General features: G+C 63.0%; 14 protein-coding genes and 2 pseudogenes. 2 read left to right on the plus strand and 14 right to left on the minus strand.

The features are described 5' to 3' along the window. Positions 1-316: 316 nt before the first annotated feature. Positions 317-812 (plus strand): annotated as a pseudogene (locus NKI79_RS13260) (IS5 family transposase); the annotation flags it as partial. Here NKI79_RS13260 and NKI79_RS13265 read toward each other — a convergent pair. The 11 genes and pseudogenes from NKI79_RS13265 to NKI79_RS13320 form a co-directional block, all read right to left on the minus strand. Next, complete coding sequence (locus NKI79_RS13265; RefSeq protein ID WP_352572101.1) at positions 806-1,735, minus strand: NAD(P)H-dependent flavin oxidoreductase; 930 nt, start codon at positions 1,733-1,735, stop codon at positions 806-808. The pseudogene NKI79_RS13260 and the gene NKI79_RS13265 sit on opposite strands and share 7 nt — an antisense overlap. Positions 1,736-2,107: 372 nt before the next feature. After that, a pseudogene (locus NKI79_RS13270) lies at positions 2,108-3,234 on the minus strand (IS701 family transposase). Positions 3,235-3,688: 454 nt separating this feature from the next. Next, positions 3,689-5,656, minus strand: coding sequence for a relaxase/mobilization nuclease RlxS (gene rlxS, locus NKI79_RS13280; RefSeq protein ID WP_352802040.1), 1,968 nt, complete (start codon positions 5,654-5,656; stop codon positions 3,689-3,691). A 189-nt stretch (positions 5,657-5,845) separates the two neighbouring features. Beyond that, positions 5,846-6,532, minus strand: a complete 687-nt coding sequence (locus NKI79_RS13285) for a lytic transglycosylase domain-containing protein (RefSeq protein WP_352610897.1) — start codon at positions 6,530-6,532, stop codon at positions 5,846-5,848. Beyond that, positions 6,520-7,068, minus strand: a complete 549-nt coding sequence (gene lepB / locus NKI79_RS13290; RefSeq protein WP_352802042.1) for a signal peptidase I — start codon at positions 7,066-7,068, stop codon at positions 6,520-6,522. The genes NKI79_RS13285 and lepB overlap by 13 nt, the downstream gene beginning before the upstream one ends. After that, positions 7,065-7,334, minus strand: a complete 270-nt coding sequence (locus NKI79_RS13295) for a helix-turn-helix transcriptional regulator (RefSeq protein WP_352468501.1) — start codon at positions 7,332-7,334, stop codon at positions 7,065-7,067. Before NKI79_RS13295 ends, lepB begins: the two co-directional genes overlap by 4 nt. Positions 7,335-7,485: 151 nt before the next feature. Then, positions 7,486-7,809 (minus strand): DUF736 domain-containing protein, encoded by a 324-nt coding sequence (locus NKI79_RS13300; RefSeq protein WP_352474126.1) that lies wholly within the window; start codon positions 7,807-7,809, stop codon positions 7,486-7,488. Positions 7,810-8,355: 546 nt separating this feature from the next. After that, the gene (locus NKI79_RS13305; RefSeq protein WP_352802044.1) at positions 8,356-10,077 is read right to left on the minus strand and encodes a ParB/RepB/Spo0J family partition protein; all 1,722 of its coding nucleotides are present in this window, start codon (positions 10,075-10,077) and stop codon (positions 8,356-8,358) included. Between the two features lie 77 nt (positions 10,078-10,154). After that, positions 10,155-10,574 (minus strand): DUF2958 domain-containing protein, encoded by a 420-nt coding sequence (locus tag NKI79_RS13310; protein WP_352480252.1) that lies wholly within the window; start codon positions 10,572-10,574, stop codon positions 10,155-10,157. Between the two features lie 14 nt (positions 10,575-10,588). Continuing rightward, positions 10,589-10,792 carry a hypothetical protein gene (locus tag NKI79_RS13315; RefSeq protein WP_352480253.1) on the minus strand — a complete coding sequence of 68 codons (204 nt, stop codon included), beginning with the start codon at positions 10,790-10,792 and terminating at the stop codon, positions 10,589-10,591. Next, entirely contained in the window at positions 10,789-11,751 is a 963-nt protein-coding gene (locus NKI79_RS13320; protein WP_352802046.1) for an ArdC family protein, read from the minus strand. Before NKI79_RS13320 ends, NKI79_RS13315 begins: the two co-directional genes overlap by 4 nt. Positions 11,752-12,093: 342 nt before the next feature. Between NKI79_RS13320 and NKI79_RS13325 the strand changes: the two genes are divergently transcribed. Next, positions 12,094-12,258: a hypothetical protein gene (locus NKI79_RS13325; protein ID WP_352802048.1), complete on the plus strand. Its 165-nt coding sequence runs from the start codon at positions 12,094-12,096 to the stop codon at positions 12,256-12,258. A 32-nt stretch (positions 12,259-12,290) separates the two neighbouring features. On the opposite strand, the gene NKI79_RS13330 is transcribed toward NKI79_RS13325, so the two are convergent. The 3 genes from NKI79_RS13330 to NKI79_RS13340 form a co-directional block, all read right to left on the minus strand. Beyond that, positions 12,291-12,626: a hypothetical protein gene (locus NKI79_RS13330; RefSeq protein WP_352480256.1), complete on the minus strand. Its 336-nt coding sequence runs from the start codon at positions 12,624-12,626 to the stop codon at positions 12,291-12,293. A 217-nt stretch (positions 12,627-12,843) separates the two neighbouring features. After that, a complete protein-coding gene (locus NKI79_RS13335; RefSeq protein ID WP_352480257.1) occupies positions 12,844-13,317 on the minus strand; it encodes a hypothetical protein in 474 nt (157 codons plus the stop codon). 119 nt (positions 13,318-13,436) lie between these two features. Then, positions 13,437-13,718 carry a DUF3892 domain-containing protein gene (locus NKI79_RS13340; protein WP_352649467.1) on the minus strand — a complete coding sequence of 94 codons (282 nt, stop codon included), beginning with the start codon at positions 13,716-13,718 and terminating at the stop codon, positions 13,437-13,439. Positions 13,719-13,739: the final 21 nt, after the last annotated feature.

Consider the following 13,739-nt stretch of genomic DNA (forward strand, 5'->3'; position numbering starts at 1 on the left):
TGGAGTTTCAACCCGCCAGCGCCGCCGCCTTTTCGGGCTTCAGCGCGCGCGTGGATTTTCTGCATTTAGCTGCAGCGAAGGTCCCGGTGGTGCGGTGGAAGCGCACCCGGGGCATCTTGGACTTATTATCCAGGACTGCTGCATTGCCACAGCAATGGTCAAACCTGCTAGGGTCCGGACCCATAAAGGGTTCCACTGACGGTGGTTTTATGATTCACGGTCTCCAAAGGGAGGCCACCGATGAATCGCGATTATTTCTGGCTGACCGAGGAGCAGTTTTCGCGGCTGCAGGCGCTGCTGCCAACCGACACGCGCGGCAAGCGCTGGCGGTCCTCCGGCTGAGGTCCTGATCGACTCTTCGGCCGTGAAGGCGCATCGCTGCGCTTCTGCCGGCAAAGGGGGGAGCAAAATCAGGCGATTGGCCGGTCGCGCGGTGGGCGAACCACGAAGATCCACGCCCTGACCGATGGCCTGTGCCGCCCGATCGCTTTCCTCTTGACCGGTGGCCAGGTCGCCGATTGCAGCGCCGGAGATTTGCTTCTGGAGCAGATGCCCGAGAGCCCGATCCTGCACGCCGACAAGGGCTATGACACCAATGCCATTCGCCACAAGGTCGAGGCTAAAGGGGCGATGCCGAACATTCCGTCGAAAGCCAACCGGCGCTGGAAGAACTGCTTCTCCCCTTCCTCTACCGTGATCGCAACGCCATGTTTGGACGGCTCAAGGATTTCCGCCGCATTGCCACCAGCTACGATCGATCGGCCACTAACTTCCTCGCTGCCGTCTGCCTCGCCGCTACGGTCGGTTACTGACTGTGACAGTTGTCCTCGACAAACAGAAGCGAACTTGCGCCCTGAAGCAGGGTGATCGCTTCAGAAACGGTGCGAAGGAGTATGTCACTCGCCGGCTCGATGTCGTGGATGAGGCCGGCGGCCTCACCAATCATGATCGCGGCTATCGTGGGATCGCCGCTTGCCCACGCTTCGCGGTAGGCAGCGGACTGCGCGTCAATGTCGGCGAGGAGATGGGCCTCATTGCCGTGCCAGGCTTCCGTAAAAGCATTCTTCCGAACGCGCAGTGAAAACCGCGATGGCCAATCCAGGCGGCGCGCTAGGTCCATCACCGAGGTTCGAACCGTGTCGTCTCCGGTCGCGGCAAGGGCAGCCTGGTGCAGATTTGGATGAACGAGAGCCTCCAACGAGGCCCAGAAACGTGATCCCATCACGACGCCATCAGCGCCAAGCATCAGCGCCGCTGCGAGCCCACGACCATCGGCGATGCCACCGGCCGCGCAGATGAGCGTGTCCGGCGCCCGTCGCAGTACCAAGTTCGCGACCTCCGGAACAAATGTGAATGTCGCTCGCTTCTCACCGTGACCGCCGGCTTCCGCGCCTTGGGCGACGACGATGTCGGCTCCGGCATCAAGAGCGCGGCGCGCGTCGTCGAGGCTCTGGACCTGGCAGATCAAGGGGACCCCGGCGGCCCGTATCGCCGGCGAAAAAGGCGCCGGGTCGCCAAAGGATAGGAAAATCGCACTTGGTCGCCGCTCCAGGGCCTTATCCAGTAGGCGCGGGTTCCTGGCGAGTGACCAAGTTACGAAGCCGCAGCCGACAGGTCGGTTGCCAGATCGCTCGAACTCTCGCGTCAGCCAATCAGCGTCGCCATAGCCGCCGCCGATAAGCCCAAGCCCTCCGGCTGTATGACCGCACCTGCGGGTTCCCCGCCCGATGCGAATGCCAACGGCGCGCTGATGATCGGATGCTGCAGTTTAAGCCGATCAGTGAGACGGGTTACGATGCGCATCATGAGTCCAACAGATTGCCTTGAGTATCGCAGGTTCGGTTGATCCTATCGAGCCCCGCTCAGCGCCCCGCGATTAACGGCAACCAGAGCCGCCAGTCGACCAACGGTTATGAGTCCGGACCTTAGTACTACAGTTGCGGATGCCGATGCCGTTTGTAGTGACAGATGGTGGCCGCAGCCTGATGTCGTCGTCGCCATAGCGACCAGGCGATGATGAAGGGCTTTTGTGTCGGTGGGAAGATGAGGATCCGGGCGAGGAGAGAGCGGATCTCGGGGACGCTCGGGACGAGCGCAGCCATCCGGATCAGGCGGCGATTGGCTCCTTTGGACTCGTTTCGTTCGGTTTGCTCCATGCGCTGCGGCGAAGATCAGCCGATAGCTTCGAGAGGAATGCCAGGGCGGCCATGCACAGGCTCATGTGGCGATGCCATCCGTGCCAGGACCGAGCCTCGCAATGATCAAGTCCGAGATCATCCTTGGCGCGCTCAAAGCACTCCTCGATCGCCCAGCGCAGGCCGGCCACTGCCGCCAATTCGGCCAAGGAGGAACCGGGCGGGGCGAAGACCAGGTAGTAGGCTTTTTCTCCGGATGTCGATCGCTTGCGGCGGACGAGAAGCCAATGCTCGAAGCCGCCTTTTGACGTCCAAGGGCGGCGGATGCGTGCCCAGTCGTAGAGCCGAGGGCCTTTGGCGCCTTCACCTGCCGCATGACAGGCCCAGTCGTCGGGCTCGAACTCGCTGGCCAGTTCCTCGGGCGAGGTTTCCTCAAACAGACGATCCCCTCCCCGGCGCATGAAGTGAGCGCCTCGAACCGCCAAGACATAGGGCTGCTCGCGAGCTTCCAGCATCCGGCGAAGGCTGCTGTCCGCCCCGTAGACAGCGTCGCCCAGAACGTAAGCGCACGGGACGCCGGCATCGAGCGCCGCCTCGACCATGGCGCGCGCCATCTTTGGCTTGGTCGCAAACTCGACCATCTCCGGGATCGACGCTCTGGCACATCGCGCCCGATCCCTTGTCCAGCTCTCCGGCAGATAAAGGCGACGATCGACCAGCGCTTGGCCGTAGCGGCTCGCGTAAGCCAAGAACACGCCGACCTGGCTGTTCTCGATCCGCCCCGCCGTTCCCGAGTACTGACGCGCGACACCGGCGGAACGATCGCCCTTCTTCACAAATCCCGTCTCGTCGACGATCAGGACGCCATCCTCAGCGACTGCATCCGATAGGGCCGCTCCGCTCCGGATTGCTCAGCCATCAGCCAGCCTGTCTTGCGCTCAATGCCGGAAAGAAGGCCGTCAAGGAAATCTGCGCCCGTTTCCCGCAACTCACGACGAGGAAGCACCCGCCCAACCCGCGCCTTCAGCGCTGTGAGCGGCCAACAAGCATCCGGCCCGTGGGGCCGACTCGTCTCCCGGTCGTGTGAGCAGAAGAACATCGCGAAGTGCGGCTTCATCCTCGACGCCGCGAGCCTGCTCGCCGTACCGCGGCCGCCGAAAGCCCTAGGCGCTGTCACCAGGCGCCAGCCCACCTCTCTAGCTGGCGGACCATCGCATCGAGCGCGCCGATGGCCGCACCTGCAGTGATTGCAATGTCCTCAATGCGCCGCAACTGTTTGGGTCGGCGGCAGCCCTGCGCAACCAGGCCGGCACCGCCGTCGTCGGCGCGGCTTCCGTGGCACCGGGAAGAGTGCCGTGGTGGCGCAGGAGGGTTTTGGCTCAGAATCATGGAACACGATGAATCATCGCGGCGCTTTTTGTAGAGCGAACGATAAGTCTTGCACGACCAGCCATTTATCCCTCGCGAGATCAATGCCGCGGGCAATTAGCAGGCGAACTCCGTCCGGACTGAGTACCTGTTTCAAGGCGGGCAAAAGAAGTTGTGTAGTCATGTCACGAAATGCTTGGTCCGCTTCTCTGCCGGCCGATGGTCCATGAAATCCCCTCCCCACCCATGACACCAGACACCTCCTTGCCAATAGACCGATCAAGCACTGGCCTCCATGGTACCAGCGTGAACTCGCGCGCCTTCTCGACTATGACGTACTTGCCGCTGGCAAGGTCGATCGAGCGGCGCAATCGACCCTCTATTCGATCACCAGGCTGCGCTTCGGAATACGAGAGTCCGAGTTCGTCAGACAGTTGACCGGCAACACGGTTCAGCTCACGTTGACGCAGCATCGAAAGCATGTTGGCGCGATAGACGATCCGGTCCTGCTCTTCCCGAGCAAGACCTTGCGCAATCAGCCACTGCCGTCGGCGGCCTTGCGCCTCTCGGACATCGCGGCCGAAACCAGAGCTGTGCAAGGCCTCCGGTGTGTCGGAAACCAGCTCTCGATCGAGCCAGGTGGCGCCGTCGAACCTGACTTGTCTCTCCAGCGGCATCGATGAGAGCTTGTGAACCGTGACAGGCTCGGCCCTCGCTCGCTTACGCTCGTAGTCAGACACACGGTCGAGATGATCCGGTGCGACGATCCAGGTGCCGTCCGGCTCGCGCTCGACACGACCGGTCGCCCGGCGGATCGCCTCCAGTCGCCGCACGTGCGTTTCGGCAAAGCGTTCGGTGGCCGACGGGTCATGCTTGAGATGGATATCGATGCTGTAGCGCGCGTCATTGGCCGTGGCGATCTCGGCAATTGTGCGGTCGACTTGCCTTGGCCCGGTGTCCCTCGGCGTGACCCGCACTATGCAGCCCTCTGGCGTCGGTTGGGTGGCCTCGCCTTTGCCGATATCAACATAGTGGCTTTTGCCGTCCACGCCGTCGACGACGAGGTAATGGCGGTCAGTGATTTCGTCGGCCAGGCCGCGCGCAACGATGCGGCCAACGACAGGCTGCTGCTCTGCAGATCGATCATGGACAACATAGTCGGCGGCACTGCGGGCGAGCCCCTTGCCGGTCAGTTCGCGGTGCATGGTCTTGATGATGTCGCCCCGCTCGCCGATGCGGCGCAGCGTCGCTTCAAGCTCGCCATCAAGGCGCCAGCGGCCCGAGCCGACTTCCTCAGCCAGACCCATTCGCTCGAGCTTGCGCAGGCGGCCCTGGTGCAGCGTCTGGCGAAACGTGTCTCGGCTGGCCGGTGAGACATGCCCCTCATGGTCGCGCATGCGGAGCAGCTGCCGATCGATGCTGGTGAAGCGTTCCCGCTCCCTTTCCTGGCGCAGGCGTTGCTCGATCTCGCGGTCCGTTCTCGGGCCAAGGTCGAGGCTGACCAGCTCGGCCGCCTGTTCACGGATTCCAGACGAGATGTAGTCTCGCGCGATGACAAGATTTTCGCCGCGGTCGTCCTTGCCGCGGACGATAATATGGGTATGCGGATGACCAGTGTTGAAATGATCGACAGCGACCCAGTCGAGCTTGGTGCCGAGGTCTCCTTCCATCTGCGCCATGAGGCGCCGCGTGAGCGGCTTGAGGTCGTCATACTCGATGCCGTCTTCAGGTGCGACGATGAAGCGGAACTGATGCCGGTCGCCATCGGCACGATCGATGAACGCCTTGCCATCGACGCGGTCGCTGTCGGCGCTATAGAGCTCGCCAGGCTCGCCTTCTCGGGTGACGCCGTCGCGCTGGAGGTAGCGAAGGTGTGCACGTGCCCCGTCAACACCCTTGCCGGCCAGCTTGACGATACGCGCCTTGACGACGGCGCGCCGCTGCCGAAACGCCGCGTGGCGATCGCTCGCTCTGAGAACGGCGGCAGCAGCCCCGCCGCGCCCCGCCCGGCTTCCGATGAAGCGGCCACGGCGACCGCTGCCGCCGCCGGCTCGGTTGATCGCGGCGCGAATCTGGCCGGCGAAACGCTTGCCTGCCTTCGAGCCGCGCGATCCGATTTTGCCCAGGCTCGGCTTGAACTCTTCATCCTGCATTGAGCCTCCTAGTAATCTTTAACAAAATCACATGTTTGTCGGCAGCAGCTCTCCTGACGCTGAAGGCAGCCTCCGTGAAAAACGATGTGCAGACAAAGACTTCGCCGGCTCCAGGAGGCGATGCCTTTATCTTGCCTTCAGCGGACCTGCCTCCCTGCCTTCCTGCCCCGACCCACGGTACCCCTGCCCTCACCTGCGATCCGGCCGGCCTGACCTTGCTCGCTCCGATCCGAGCGGCACCACAATTTGGCCATTCGGATCGGTCGCGGAAACACCGTTTCGCAGGAAAAACAGCGACTGCCCGGACGGGATTTCCGGCGCTTTTCCGGAACGGGATTTGCCGGTGAACGCGTCCATGTCGGCGGCCGAGATCCCCGCCGCCTTGAGCTCTTCCAGATACGAAACCGTCTCGCTGGGCAGCGGTCGCCCACGCTGCAAATGCTGTTCGTAGCGGTCCGGCCCAGCGTTATAGGCGGCAAACAGGCCGGGAAAGCCGAAGCGGTCATACATGGCGCGCAGATAGGCAGTGCCTGCCAGAATGTTGTCGCGAGGGTCGTGCGGATCGGCTCCCAGGCCAAGCTCTGCGCGCACCTCCTCGTAGGTGCCGGGCATCACCTGCATGAGGCCAATGGCGCCGGCGCTCGATGTGATCGGCCGTCCGTCCACCATTGTCTGCCCCCGGCTTTCGGCATCCATGACGGCATAAATCCAGGGCTGTGGAATGCTGAATCGCCGGCTTGCTTCGGCCACCAAGGGCTGCCATCGTTGGAGCTGCGGACCACGGGAGATGGCGGCCGGCTGAGCGTCGGTCGCGGCGGAGCAGGCGCATGGCGCTATCGCGACCATGCCCAGCATCAGGAGGGTTACTCGGTCCATAGCGGCACGAGCCTCCCGGCAATATTTTCGGCCGGCACCGGCCCGAAATAGCGGCTGTCGAAGGAGCGGTTTCTATCGTTGCCGAGCAGGAAAACCTCGTCGGCGGCGAGCTTGCGGCAGCCATTCCACCAGGGCAGCGGACGGTGCTGCCTGTCGGTTGCCAGCCGGCGCGCGACAATCTCGCCGCCGATGATGATGGCGTCGCCGAAGGCGCAGACATGCTCGCCAGGCAGCGCGGCAAGGCGCTTGACCAGCGGCACGTTGCTGGGCAGGAAGAAGCGTTCGGCGGCGAGATCGGCGACCGGTTTTGGCGGGCGGACGAGCACCAGATCGCCACGAGCCGGTGATCCGGACGCGACGCGATAGAGGCCGACCGGCGCACTGGCCGAGGCGTTCCAGACCAGCCAGGGCGATGGGTTGTCGAAAGCGGCGAAGCCGATCAGGCCGAGGCCTATTGTGGCCACGGCGATCGTCTTGCGCGCCCGAATACGCCGCAGATGGCTGCCGATCAGACGGATAGTGGGACGCCGGCTCATGAGCGGCCTCCCGCACCGGCCGAGCCGGAATCGTGCCCGCCATCCTCGGGCCTGGTCTCCTGCGCGCGTCCCTTCGACCAGTCGTCGAGCTCGTCGATGTGATAGCGGACATAGCGGCCGTGCTTGCGGAATTGCGGGCCGCCGCCTTTGAGCCGCATCTTCTCCAGCGTGCGCTGGGACAGCCCGATATAGAAAGCGGCCTGCGCGGTGTTGAGAAACGGACTGCCCTTCTTCGCGCGGGCCGCGCGTTCGTTTTCGTCGTCCATGATGGTCCTCGTTTCGTTACGGACAAGCGAAGGCGAGGATCGGCGAGCGAGATCGTTTCGGGGACGGGCGAAGAGTGGGGGGCGAGTTTTCGCCGCCCCCTCTTGAGAAGAGCCCCGCGCCGGGTGCGGGGGGGGGCTCGAGGCTGGCGGTTCAGTCGACGGGGTTCCAGATGATGGCGTATGTGTCGTCGTCATCCTGGCCGGCGGCGCGGCCGAGATTGGCGTAGAGCTTGCGCGGGCCGAACTCCGGGGCGGCAATCGACAGGCTCACATAGTCCTTGCCGGAGGTCTCGCCGGTGCGGATCCAGCCGGCCCCTACTTCGACCCCTTGCGTCAGCACCCGAAAGTCGGGATGGGTGTCGGCGCTCTTTGCCTGATTGGGCACGATGTCGATGTCGGCGCGGACGCTGAGCGTCCTGAGCTGGCCCTTGTAGCCGCCGTTTTCCTGTTTGGTAACGTATCCGATCGCGGTCATTTTCAGTCTCCTTTTGGTGCTCGCCGGGGACCATTCCCCTGCGATGGCGGACCGTGATGGGCGCCTCCGGACCGCCGGAACCGGGACGGCCGCAGCGATAGCGGAGGACCCGAGCGGACAGCTTTTTTGAAGCGAAGCGGCGCGAGGAAGCCGCCGCAGGCGGCGGGGAAAAAAGCTGCTGGCGAGGGTTTCGGGCGGGCCGGATCCGCCCATAGGTCGTCAAGCCAGCCGCAGGGGAATGGTCCCTGAGACGCATGGAGACAGGTGGCGCGATCCGGTGACACAAACGAGCAGGCGCCATTACAGGGCGCTGGCTGCGGGGGCTCTGTCGCCAACCGGATCGGACAATTGGCCCATGCGCGGAGCGCCTCGGCAAGCAACCCGGCGTGGTGCAGGGCTGCCGAAATGGGGGCGAGTTGGCGTCGGGATTTCTCGCGCAAGGCACTGGCTCGACAAGACGACCAATCGGCAGCCGGCGCGGCCCGGAGCGGCGCGCGCGACCTGAGCGGCGGCACTCGAGAGAACCGCCGCTTGAGGCTGATCGGTTCATTCGCGCACGAACAGCGGCTGCATTTGTGCCCACTGATCGGCGGTGCGGAAGCCGCCGCGGCTGGTGTAGCTTTCGGCCGGGAATTCCATCCAGCGCGGCAGCCAGGTCTCGACCTTCTGGCGGCCATTCTCGCCCGCCAGGAAGTCGCGGATGATCTTCTTTTGCGTCTTGACCTTCTCGGCGACATTGCCATCCGCGACCAGCTTGCCGCCGACGTCGGCCAGCATCGAATTGGCGATTTCCTTATCGCGCAAGAGGTCGAAGAAGGCATCGTCCGGTTGCCACCATGTGCCCATATCGACGTTCAGATGGTTGCCGAGCGCCTCGATGACGGCGCTGCCGGCTGCAAGCGTCTCGGCCATGACAAGGGTGAGAACGCGCATGACATCGCCGTCGCAGAGCGCCAAGAGGCGCGCGAACACGCCGGCGATAGCAAAGGCGTCGCCATCGCCGCCGGCGACCACGCCATCCTCATCCGGTGATCCGAGCAGGGCCAACACTTCGCGCCGTTTTTTGCCGAATGCAGCTTCAGCCTTGCAGCCGGCAAGGCTGGCAGTCACCGTCTCGTTGGCCGCGCGCTGTGGCTCACGGCGCACCAGCCACAAGCCGGAACCGGTGATGGCGTGCGCCACCACGAGTCGCAGCGCCACGGCGGGATGGTCGAGCATGGCCGCGCGCACGGCCGCATGGCGATGCAGATCGACATAGTTCTGCATCGGGCCGGTGAGTTCGGGGCGCGGCGGCTTGGCGGCTGTTTCTTCTTGCTCACCGCCCTCGCGGGCGCGGCGGGCTTCCTTGCGTGACAGCCAGCCCTCGTGACACTCGACCTCGCCGCGATGCGAGACAGTGATGACGACCTTGCCGCCCTTCTTCTTCGGGGTCTTCTCGTGGTCCCATGGGTGGAAATACTGGCCCGGCTCCAGCAGCACCACCTCACTCCAGCCGTCGTTGAGATAGGTGTCGCGTCTGGCGGCAATCGCTTCGTTCTGCTTTTGCCAGAACAGGTCGGCATCGGCGAAATAGCTGTCCTCGCCGAACAGGTCCGAGGTGATCAGGCCGGGATATTCGTCGATGGCAAACAGCGCCACCTTGGTGGGAATCGACTGGCCGCCGAACAGCCATTGCTTCAATTGAAAGCCACGCGGCGCGTATTGATCGGGATCGGCACAGAGTGCCAGCCAGTCCTTCTGCTGCGCCTTGGACGCCATGGTGAGATGGCGCACCGTCTCGGCGTCGATCTCCTCGCGGCGATAGGCTTCGCGGATTTTGGGCAAGAGGTCGCCAAGCGCCAGAATGCGTTTGACCTTCAGGTCAGTGATGCCGAAGGTCGCAGCGATGTCTGGAACGGTGCGGCCTTGCCTGACGAGCCGCGAAAACGTCTCCCATTGCGATACTTCGTCAGGATCAAGGCGGGCGAGGTTTTCGATCAGCGAGGCTTCCAGCGCATCGGCGTCGTCACCGTCCTCCATGATGGCGCAGGGCAAGGGATCGCCTTCGCCGCGCTCGTCGGCAATCGATTTCGCGGCGAAATAGCGCCGCCTGCCGGCGACGATCTCGAAGGCTTCCGGCTGGCCGTTGGGCCGCACAAGGAGAGGCACCAGCACGCCGCGCGCACCCACGGATGGCAGGATATCGGAAATGTCGGGCGCGCGTTTTCCATGGCGCATGTTGAGCGCGGAAATGTTGAGCCGATCCAAGGGGATGTGGGCAAGCTGCATGGTTACTCTCCTTCGCTTTGGTTGAGGTTGTCCCGCCGCAGAGGCCGAAGGCCGGCGCGGCGGGACGGTTTTTGCGCCTATCGGCGCTGCTGTTCCGCCGTGTCGGACGGAAGCTCGGAACGGGGCTTTGAAAGGGCGTCTGCTGCCTGCCGCAGAAGTCGCTCGGCCTCGGTGATGTGGCGGCAAATACGGGCGGCTTCGGCATAGACGGAGAGCGGAAAGCGCGCCTGGAAATGCAGGTCGCGCTCTATGCCGAGGCCAAGCGGACCTTTTACGGATGCAAGCTCGGCCAGACTGACGCTGCCGAGTTCGGGGAAGCCGAAGCCGAGATCGCAAAGGCCGAACAGCGTGTCGCCATCGGCGTCGAGTTCGGTCAGAAGCCACGTGGCGGCACCTGTCGGATTAAACAGTTTCACAACGGGAAAATGGTCCGTTTCGGCGTCGGCGGCGCCATTGGCGAGCAGTCGTGCGCGCAGTGGATCGGTGATCAGGATCATGGAAAGACTCCTTGTCAGAACAGGTCGAGTTGATTTCTGCTGGCTTCATCGAAGAGGCCGATATCGATCGGCTTTTGCGCCGCGCGCGGACACATCGGCGCGTTCATCAGGAGGGTGAGCCGATCGCGCGTGGTGATCGGCCGGACACCGGGAATGAGCATCTGCTCGCCTTGCGGCGTCGGCTCGCTCGCGGTCAGTTGAGGATCGCGCATCGTCATGCCGCAATCCCTTCCTGCGCCTCGCCTTCGGCATCGGCCTGAAGGCCAAACAGGAAATCGGCGGCCTTGGAGGCAAGACTGGCGGCACGGAAGATCGCGCGGTTGTCCTCGCGCAGCACCTTCAGCCATGAGCCGATGTAATCGGCATGACGCACGGTCGGCTCGATACCGAGATTGCTGCAGACGAAGGCGGCAGTGATTTCGGCGACCAATTCTTCACGCGCGTAAGCCTTGGAGCCGAACGAGCCGGAGAGGTCGCGAGCAAGCCGCGTTGGGTGGCCGGTCCAGTGGCCAAGCTCGTGAAAGCAGGTCCGGTAATAGTCGATCTGCTGATGGAACGCCGGCTGCGGCGGCACCTGAATGTGGTCGCTGCCCAGCATGTAGAAAGCGCGATCGCCGCCGACCCTGAAATCCGCACCGCTAGCGCGAATGAGCGTCTCGGCCTGCGGCACGATCTCGCACTGAGGCAGCGGCTCGGTGGCGGCATAGAGGTCTTCCGGAAGATTATCGCACTGCGCGACATTGAAGACGGTGAAGCGCTTCAAAAACGGCACGGCCTGTGGTTCATCGCCCTCGTGGCGTGCGCGCTCCTTCTCGTCCTTGGGGACAAAGCGGTCGGCATGCACGATGGTCGTGCCGCGCTCGCCCTTCCTGACATTGCCGCCAAGGACGAGCGCCTGCCGGAAGGTGAGCCAGTTCTGGCTGGGATAGCTGCGCTCGATGACCGCGCCCCACAGGATGAGGATATTGATGCCGGAATAGATGCGCCCAGAGGATGCATTGCTCGGCAGGCCAAGGCCTGCCTTTGCGCTGCCCCATGGCTTGACCCATGGCACGGTGCCGCGCTCCAGCTCCGCAATGATGCGGTCCGTGATCTCCTGATAAAGGCTGGCGCCGGGGCGCCCGCCCTTGCCTGCGCCAGCCTCTGTGCTGGCGGAACGCTTGCTGTTTGCATGCATCGTCTCATCCTCCGCTCGCCAATCGCCGCGCCTTTCCCCGGAAGCGGGGTGGGCGGCGAGTCGCGACCGGAAAGGCCCGCCGTAGGAGGCGGACCGCATCCGAAGGACCGGAACGAAGAGGAGGACCCTGAGCGGCAGCGAAGGGTTGCGGGCTGCCGCGGCGGGCCTAGAAGGGAGTGCCGCCCACCCCGCGCCACCGGGAAAGGCCAACAGCAAACCCCGCCGCCCGCAAGGGCGGCGGCCGTCTCAGCCCGAAGGGCGGCCCACGCCAAGGGGCGAAGCCGAATGGCCGAGACCGCCTGAGCTTGCCGAAGAAAAGCGGGCTCGGTTCACGAGCACCTGGTGCGCGTCGTCAGGCGCGCGGGCGCCCGCCAGGACGGCAGGCTGGACAGATTTTTCGCACGGATCATCGTCAAGCGCCGCAGTTACGTCGAGAAACTCGACGACATCACCGCCGTGGCGCGGCTTCATCCGAACAAAACCAGCGCTCGCCTTTCAACAGGTTGAGGCGCGTATCCCAGTAATATTCCTGTCTGGGATCATGATAGACGCGCTCGCCCGTTTTGTGGCTTATATTGGCTTTGATGTTGCGCTGACAGCGGCAGGGTCGATTCGAAGGCAAGAAAGCCAGCCAGGAGTTGTCTTGATAGCGATGATTGCCTACGCCCCCTCCCTCCGAAGAGAGAATGCGACGTTTGCGTGATATCCTTCACCGTCTTTAACAGCGCTTCATGGGTGCGTTGGAGAGGCCGGTAATGGTTGCTGGTGGGTGATAGAAGCGGCTGGACGATGCTCTTGTGCAGCCGTTCCGCCTCCGCCAGAAAGCGCTCGATTTCAGCCTGTGAAAGCTGCTTGGAAAGTTTGGTCCGAGCCATTGCGATCTCCGTTGAGGAATCGCCCCACCTAGGATTATCATCCCAATTGTATACTTGACGTACCAATGATCGATTCGATAAAGCAGCCGGGCAGGCCGGTACTGAAAACGAGATTACGCCGTTGATGGTCGAAGCGAGCATTTCCGTTCGTCTGGGTGCCCTCACACCGCCACGGGAGACGTTGTCGACCAAAGGATGGGCGCCAAGATTTACTCATCTATGGCAGTGGTGGGAGCAGCTTCCGTAGAGCCTTAGTATTGGCTATCAGGGTTTCGACATGGTGGTTGATGTCATGCGCTTTGACGGGCTTGTTCCTGCCCTTGTTTTCGGCGGCGCGGAAATTGAACACAACAACTTGGCCTGTTGTCTTTTCCTTGCTCCAGATTCCGTGAACCCAGTTGTTGCGCGTGCCCGACATGCCGCTGATTTTCTCAATTGCCTTTGAGATGGCGTCTCGATCGGAAGACGTATCCCACTCGGGGATCATCGCTAGGAGGAACTTAACTCGGGCTTCAAAAGTTGGAATACGATAGTAGCCGAAATGCGCCATGTTGGTCGACATGTTACAGATTGAACACATGGCATGCATGAGTGTGGTTTCAGCGTTCGCCCAAGCGACGACCATATCGCCCAATGCGGTTGCGATGTCCGAATCACTACTTAGGTTGTTGAGATCGTTGTAGGTAGCCATGTCAGAATCCCCCAAAGACAAAGACCAGGACAAGGGCGACGAGATTTTGCGACGCCTGTTGAAAACCCCTCCCGATCATAAGACCGGGAAGGGCAAGCAGCCTGTAGCGCCAGATGGCTCTAAGGACAGTGAGGGAGTGCCAGCAGGTTATTCGGCTCCACGCCGTCAGGCTCCGTCTTAAGATACTTCCGTCCGTTCGAACGCTGGCGTACGACAATCCACACGGACTCTCCTGTCGGCGCTACCGTCCAGTATTGCTCATTTTCGTTTTCGACGTTGTTTATCATCGTATCGATGTCTCGATACCAGCCGCCAGCGGCAGGGCCGCCGAGGCCCTGAAGACGACGGTCTTTGTCGGCGTTATCAGGCTTGTGACAATTTACTCGGAAAGTTCCGGCCATGTAGGCCTCCTGTGATTTGCG

It is taken from the genome of Mesorhizobium sp. M0340 (assembly GCF_040321535.1).
Classification (GTDB): domain Bacteria; phylum Pseudomonadota; class Alphaproteobacteria; order Rhizobiales; family Rhizobiaceae; genus Mesorhizobium.

What these genes read in the sequence shown, in the direction of transcription:
- rlxS (WP_352802040.1), bottom strand. Translation starts at nt 5,656, where the DNA reads ATGCAGGATGAAGAGTTCAAGCCGAGCCTGGGCAAAATCGGATCGCGC.
- NKI79_RS13285 (WP_352610897.1), bottom strand. Translation starts at nt 6,532, where the DNA reads ATGGACCGAGTAACCCTCCTGATGCTGGGCATGGTCGCGATAGCGCCA.
- lepB (WP_352802042.1), bottom strand. Translation starts at nt 7,068, where the DNA reads ATGAGCCGGCGTCCCACTATCCGTCTGATCGGCAGCCATCTGCGGCGT.
- NKI79_RS13295 (WP_352468501.1), bottom strand. Translation starts at nt 7,334, where the DNA reads ATGGACGACGAAAACGAACGCGCGGCCCGCGCGAAGAAGGGCAGTCCG.
- NKI79_RS13300 (WP_352474126.1), bottom strand. Translation starts at nt 7,809, where the DNA reads ATGACCGCGATCGGATACGTTACCAAACAGGAAAACGGCGGCTACAAG.
- NKI79_RS13305 (WP_352802044.1), bottom strand. Translation starts at nt 10,077, where the DNA reads ATGCAGCTTGCCCACATCCCCTTGGATCGGCTCAACATTTCCGCGCTC.
- NKI79_RS13310 (WP_352480252.1), bottom strand. Translation starts at nt 10,574, where the DNA reads ATGATCCTGATCACCGATCCACTGCGCGCACGACTGCTCGCCAATGGC.
- NKI79_RS13315 (WP_352480253.1), bottom strand. Translation starts at nt 10,792, where the DNA reads ATGACGATGCGCGATCCTCAACTGACCGCGAGCGAGCCGACGCCGCAA.
- NKI79_RS13320 (WP_352802046.1), bottom strand. Translation starts at nt 11,751, where the DNA reads ATGCATGCAAACAGCAAGCGTTCCGCCAGCACAGAGGCTGGCGCAGGC.
- NKI79_RS13330 (WP_352480256.1), bottom strand. Translation starts at nt 12,626, where the DNA reads ATGGCTCGGACCAAACTTTCCAAGCAGCTTTCACAGGCTGAAATCGAG.
- NKI79_RS13335 (WP_352480257.1), bottom strand. Translation starts at nt 13,317, where the DNA reads ATGGCTACCTACAACGATCTCAACAACCTAAGTAGTGATTCGGACATC.
- NKI79_RS13340 (WP_352649467.1), bottom strand. Translation starts at nt 13,718, where the DNA reads ATGGCCGGAACTTTCCGAGTAAATTGTCACAAGCCTGATAACGCCGAC.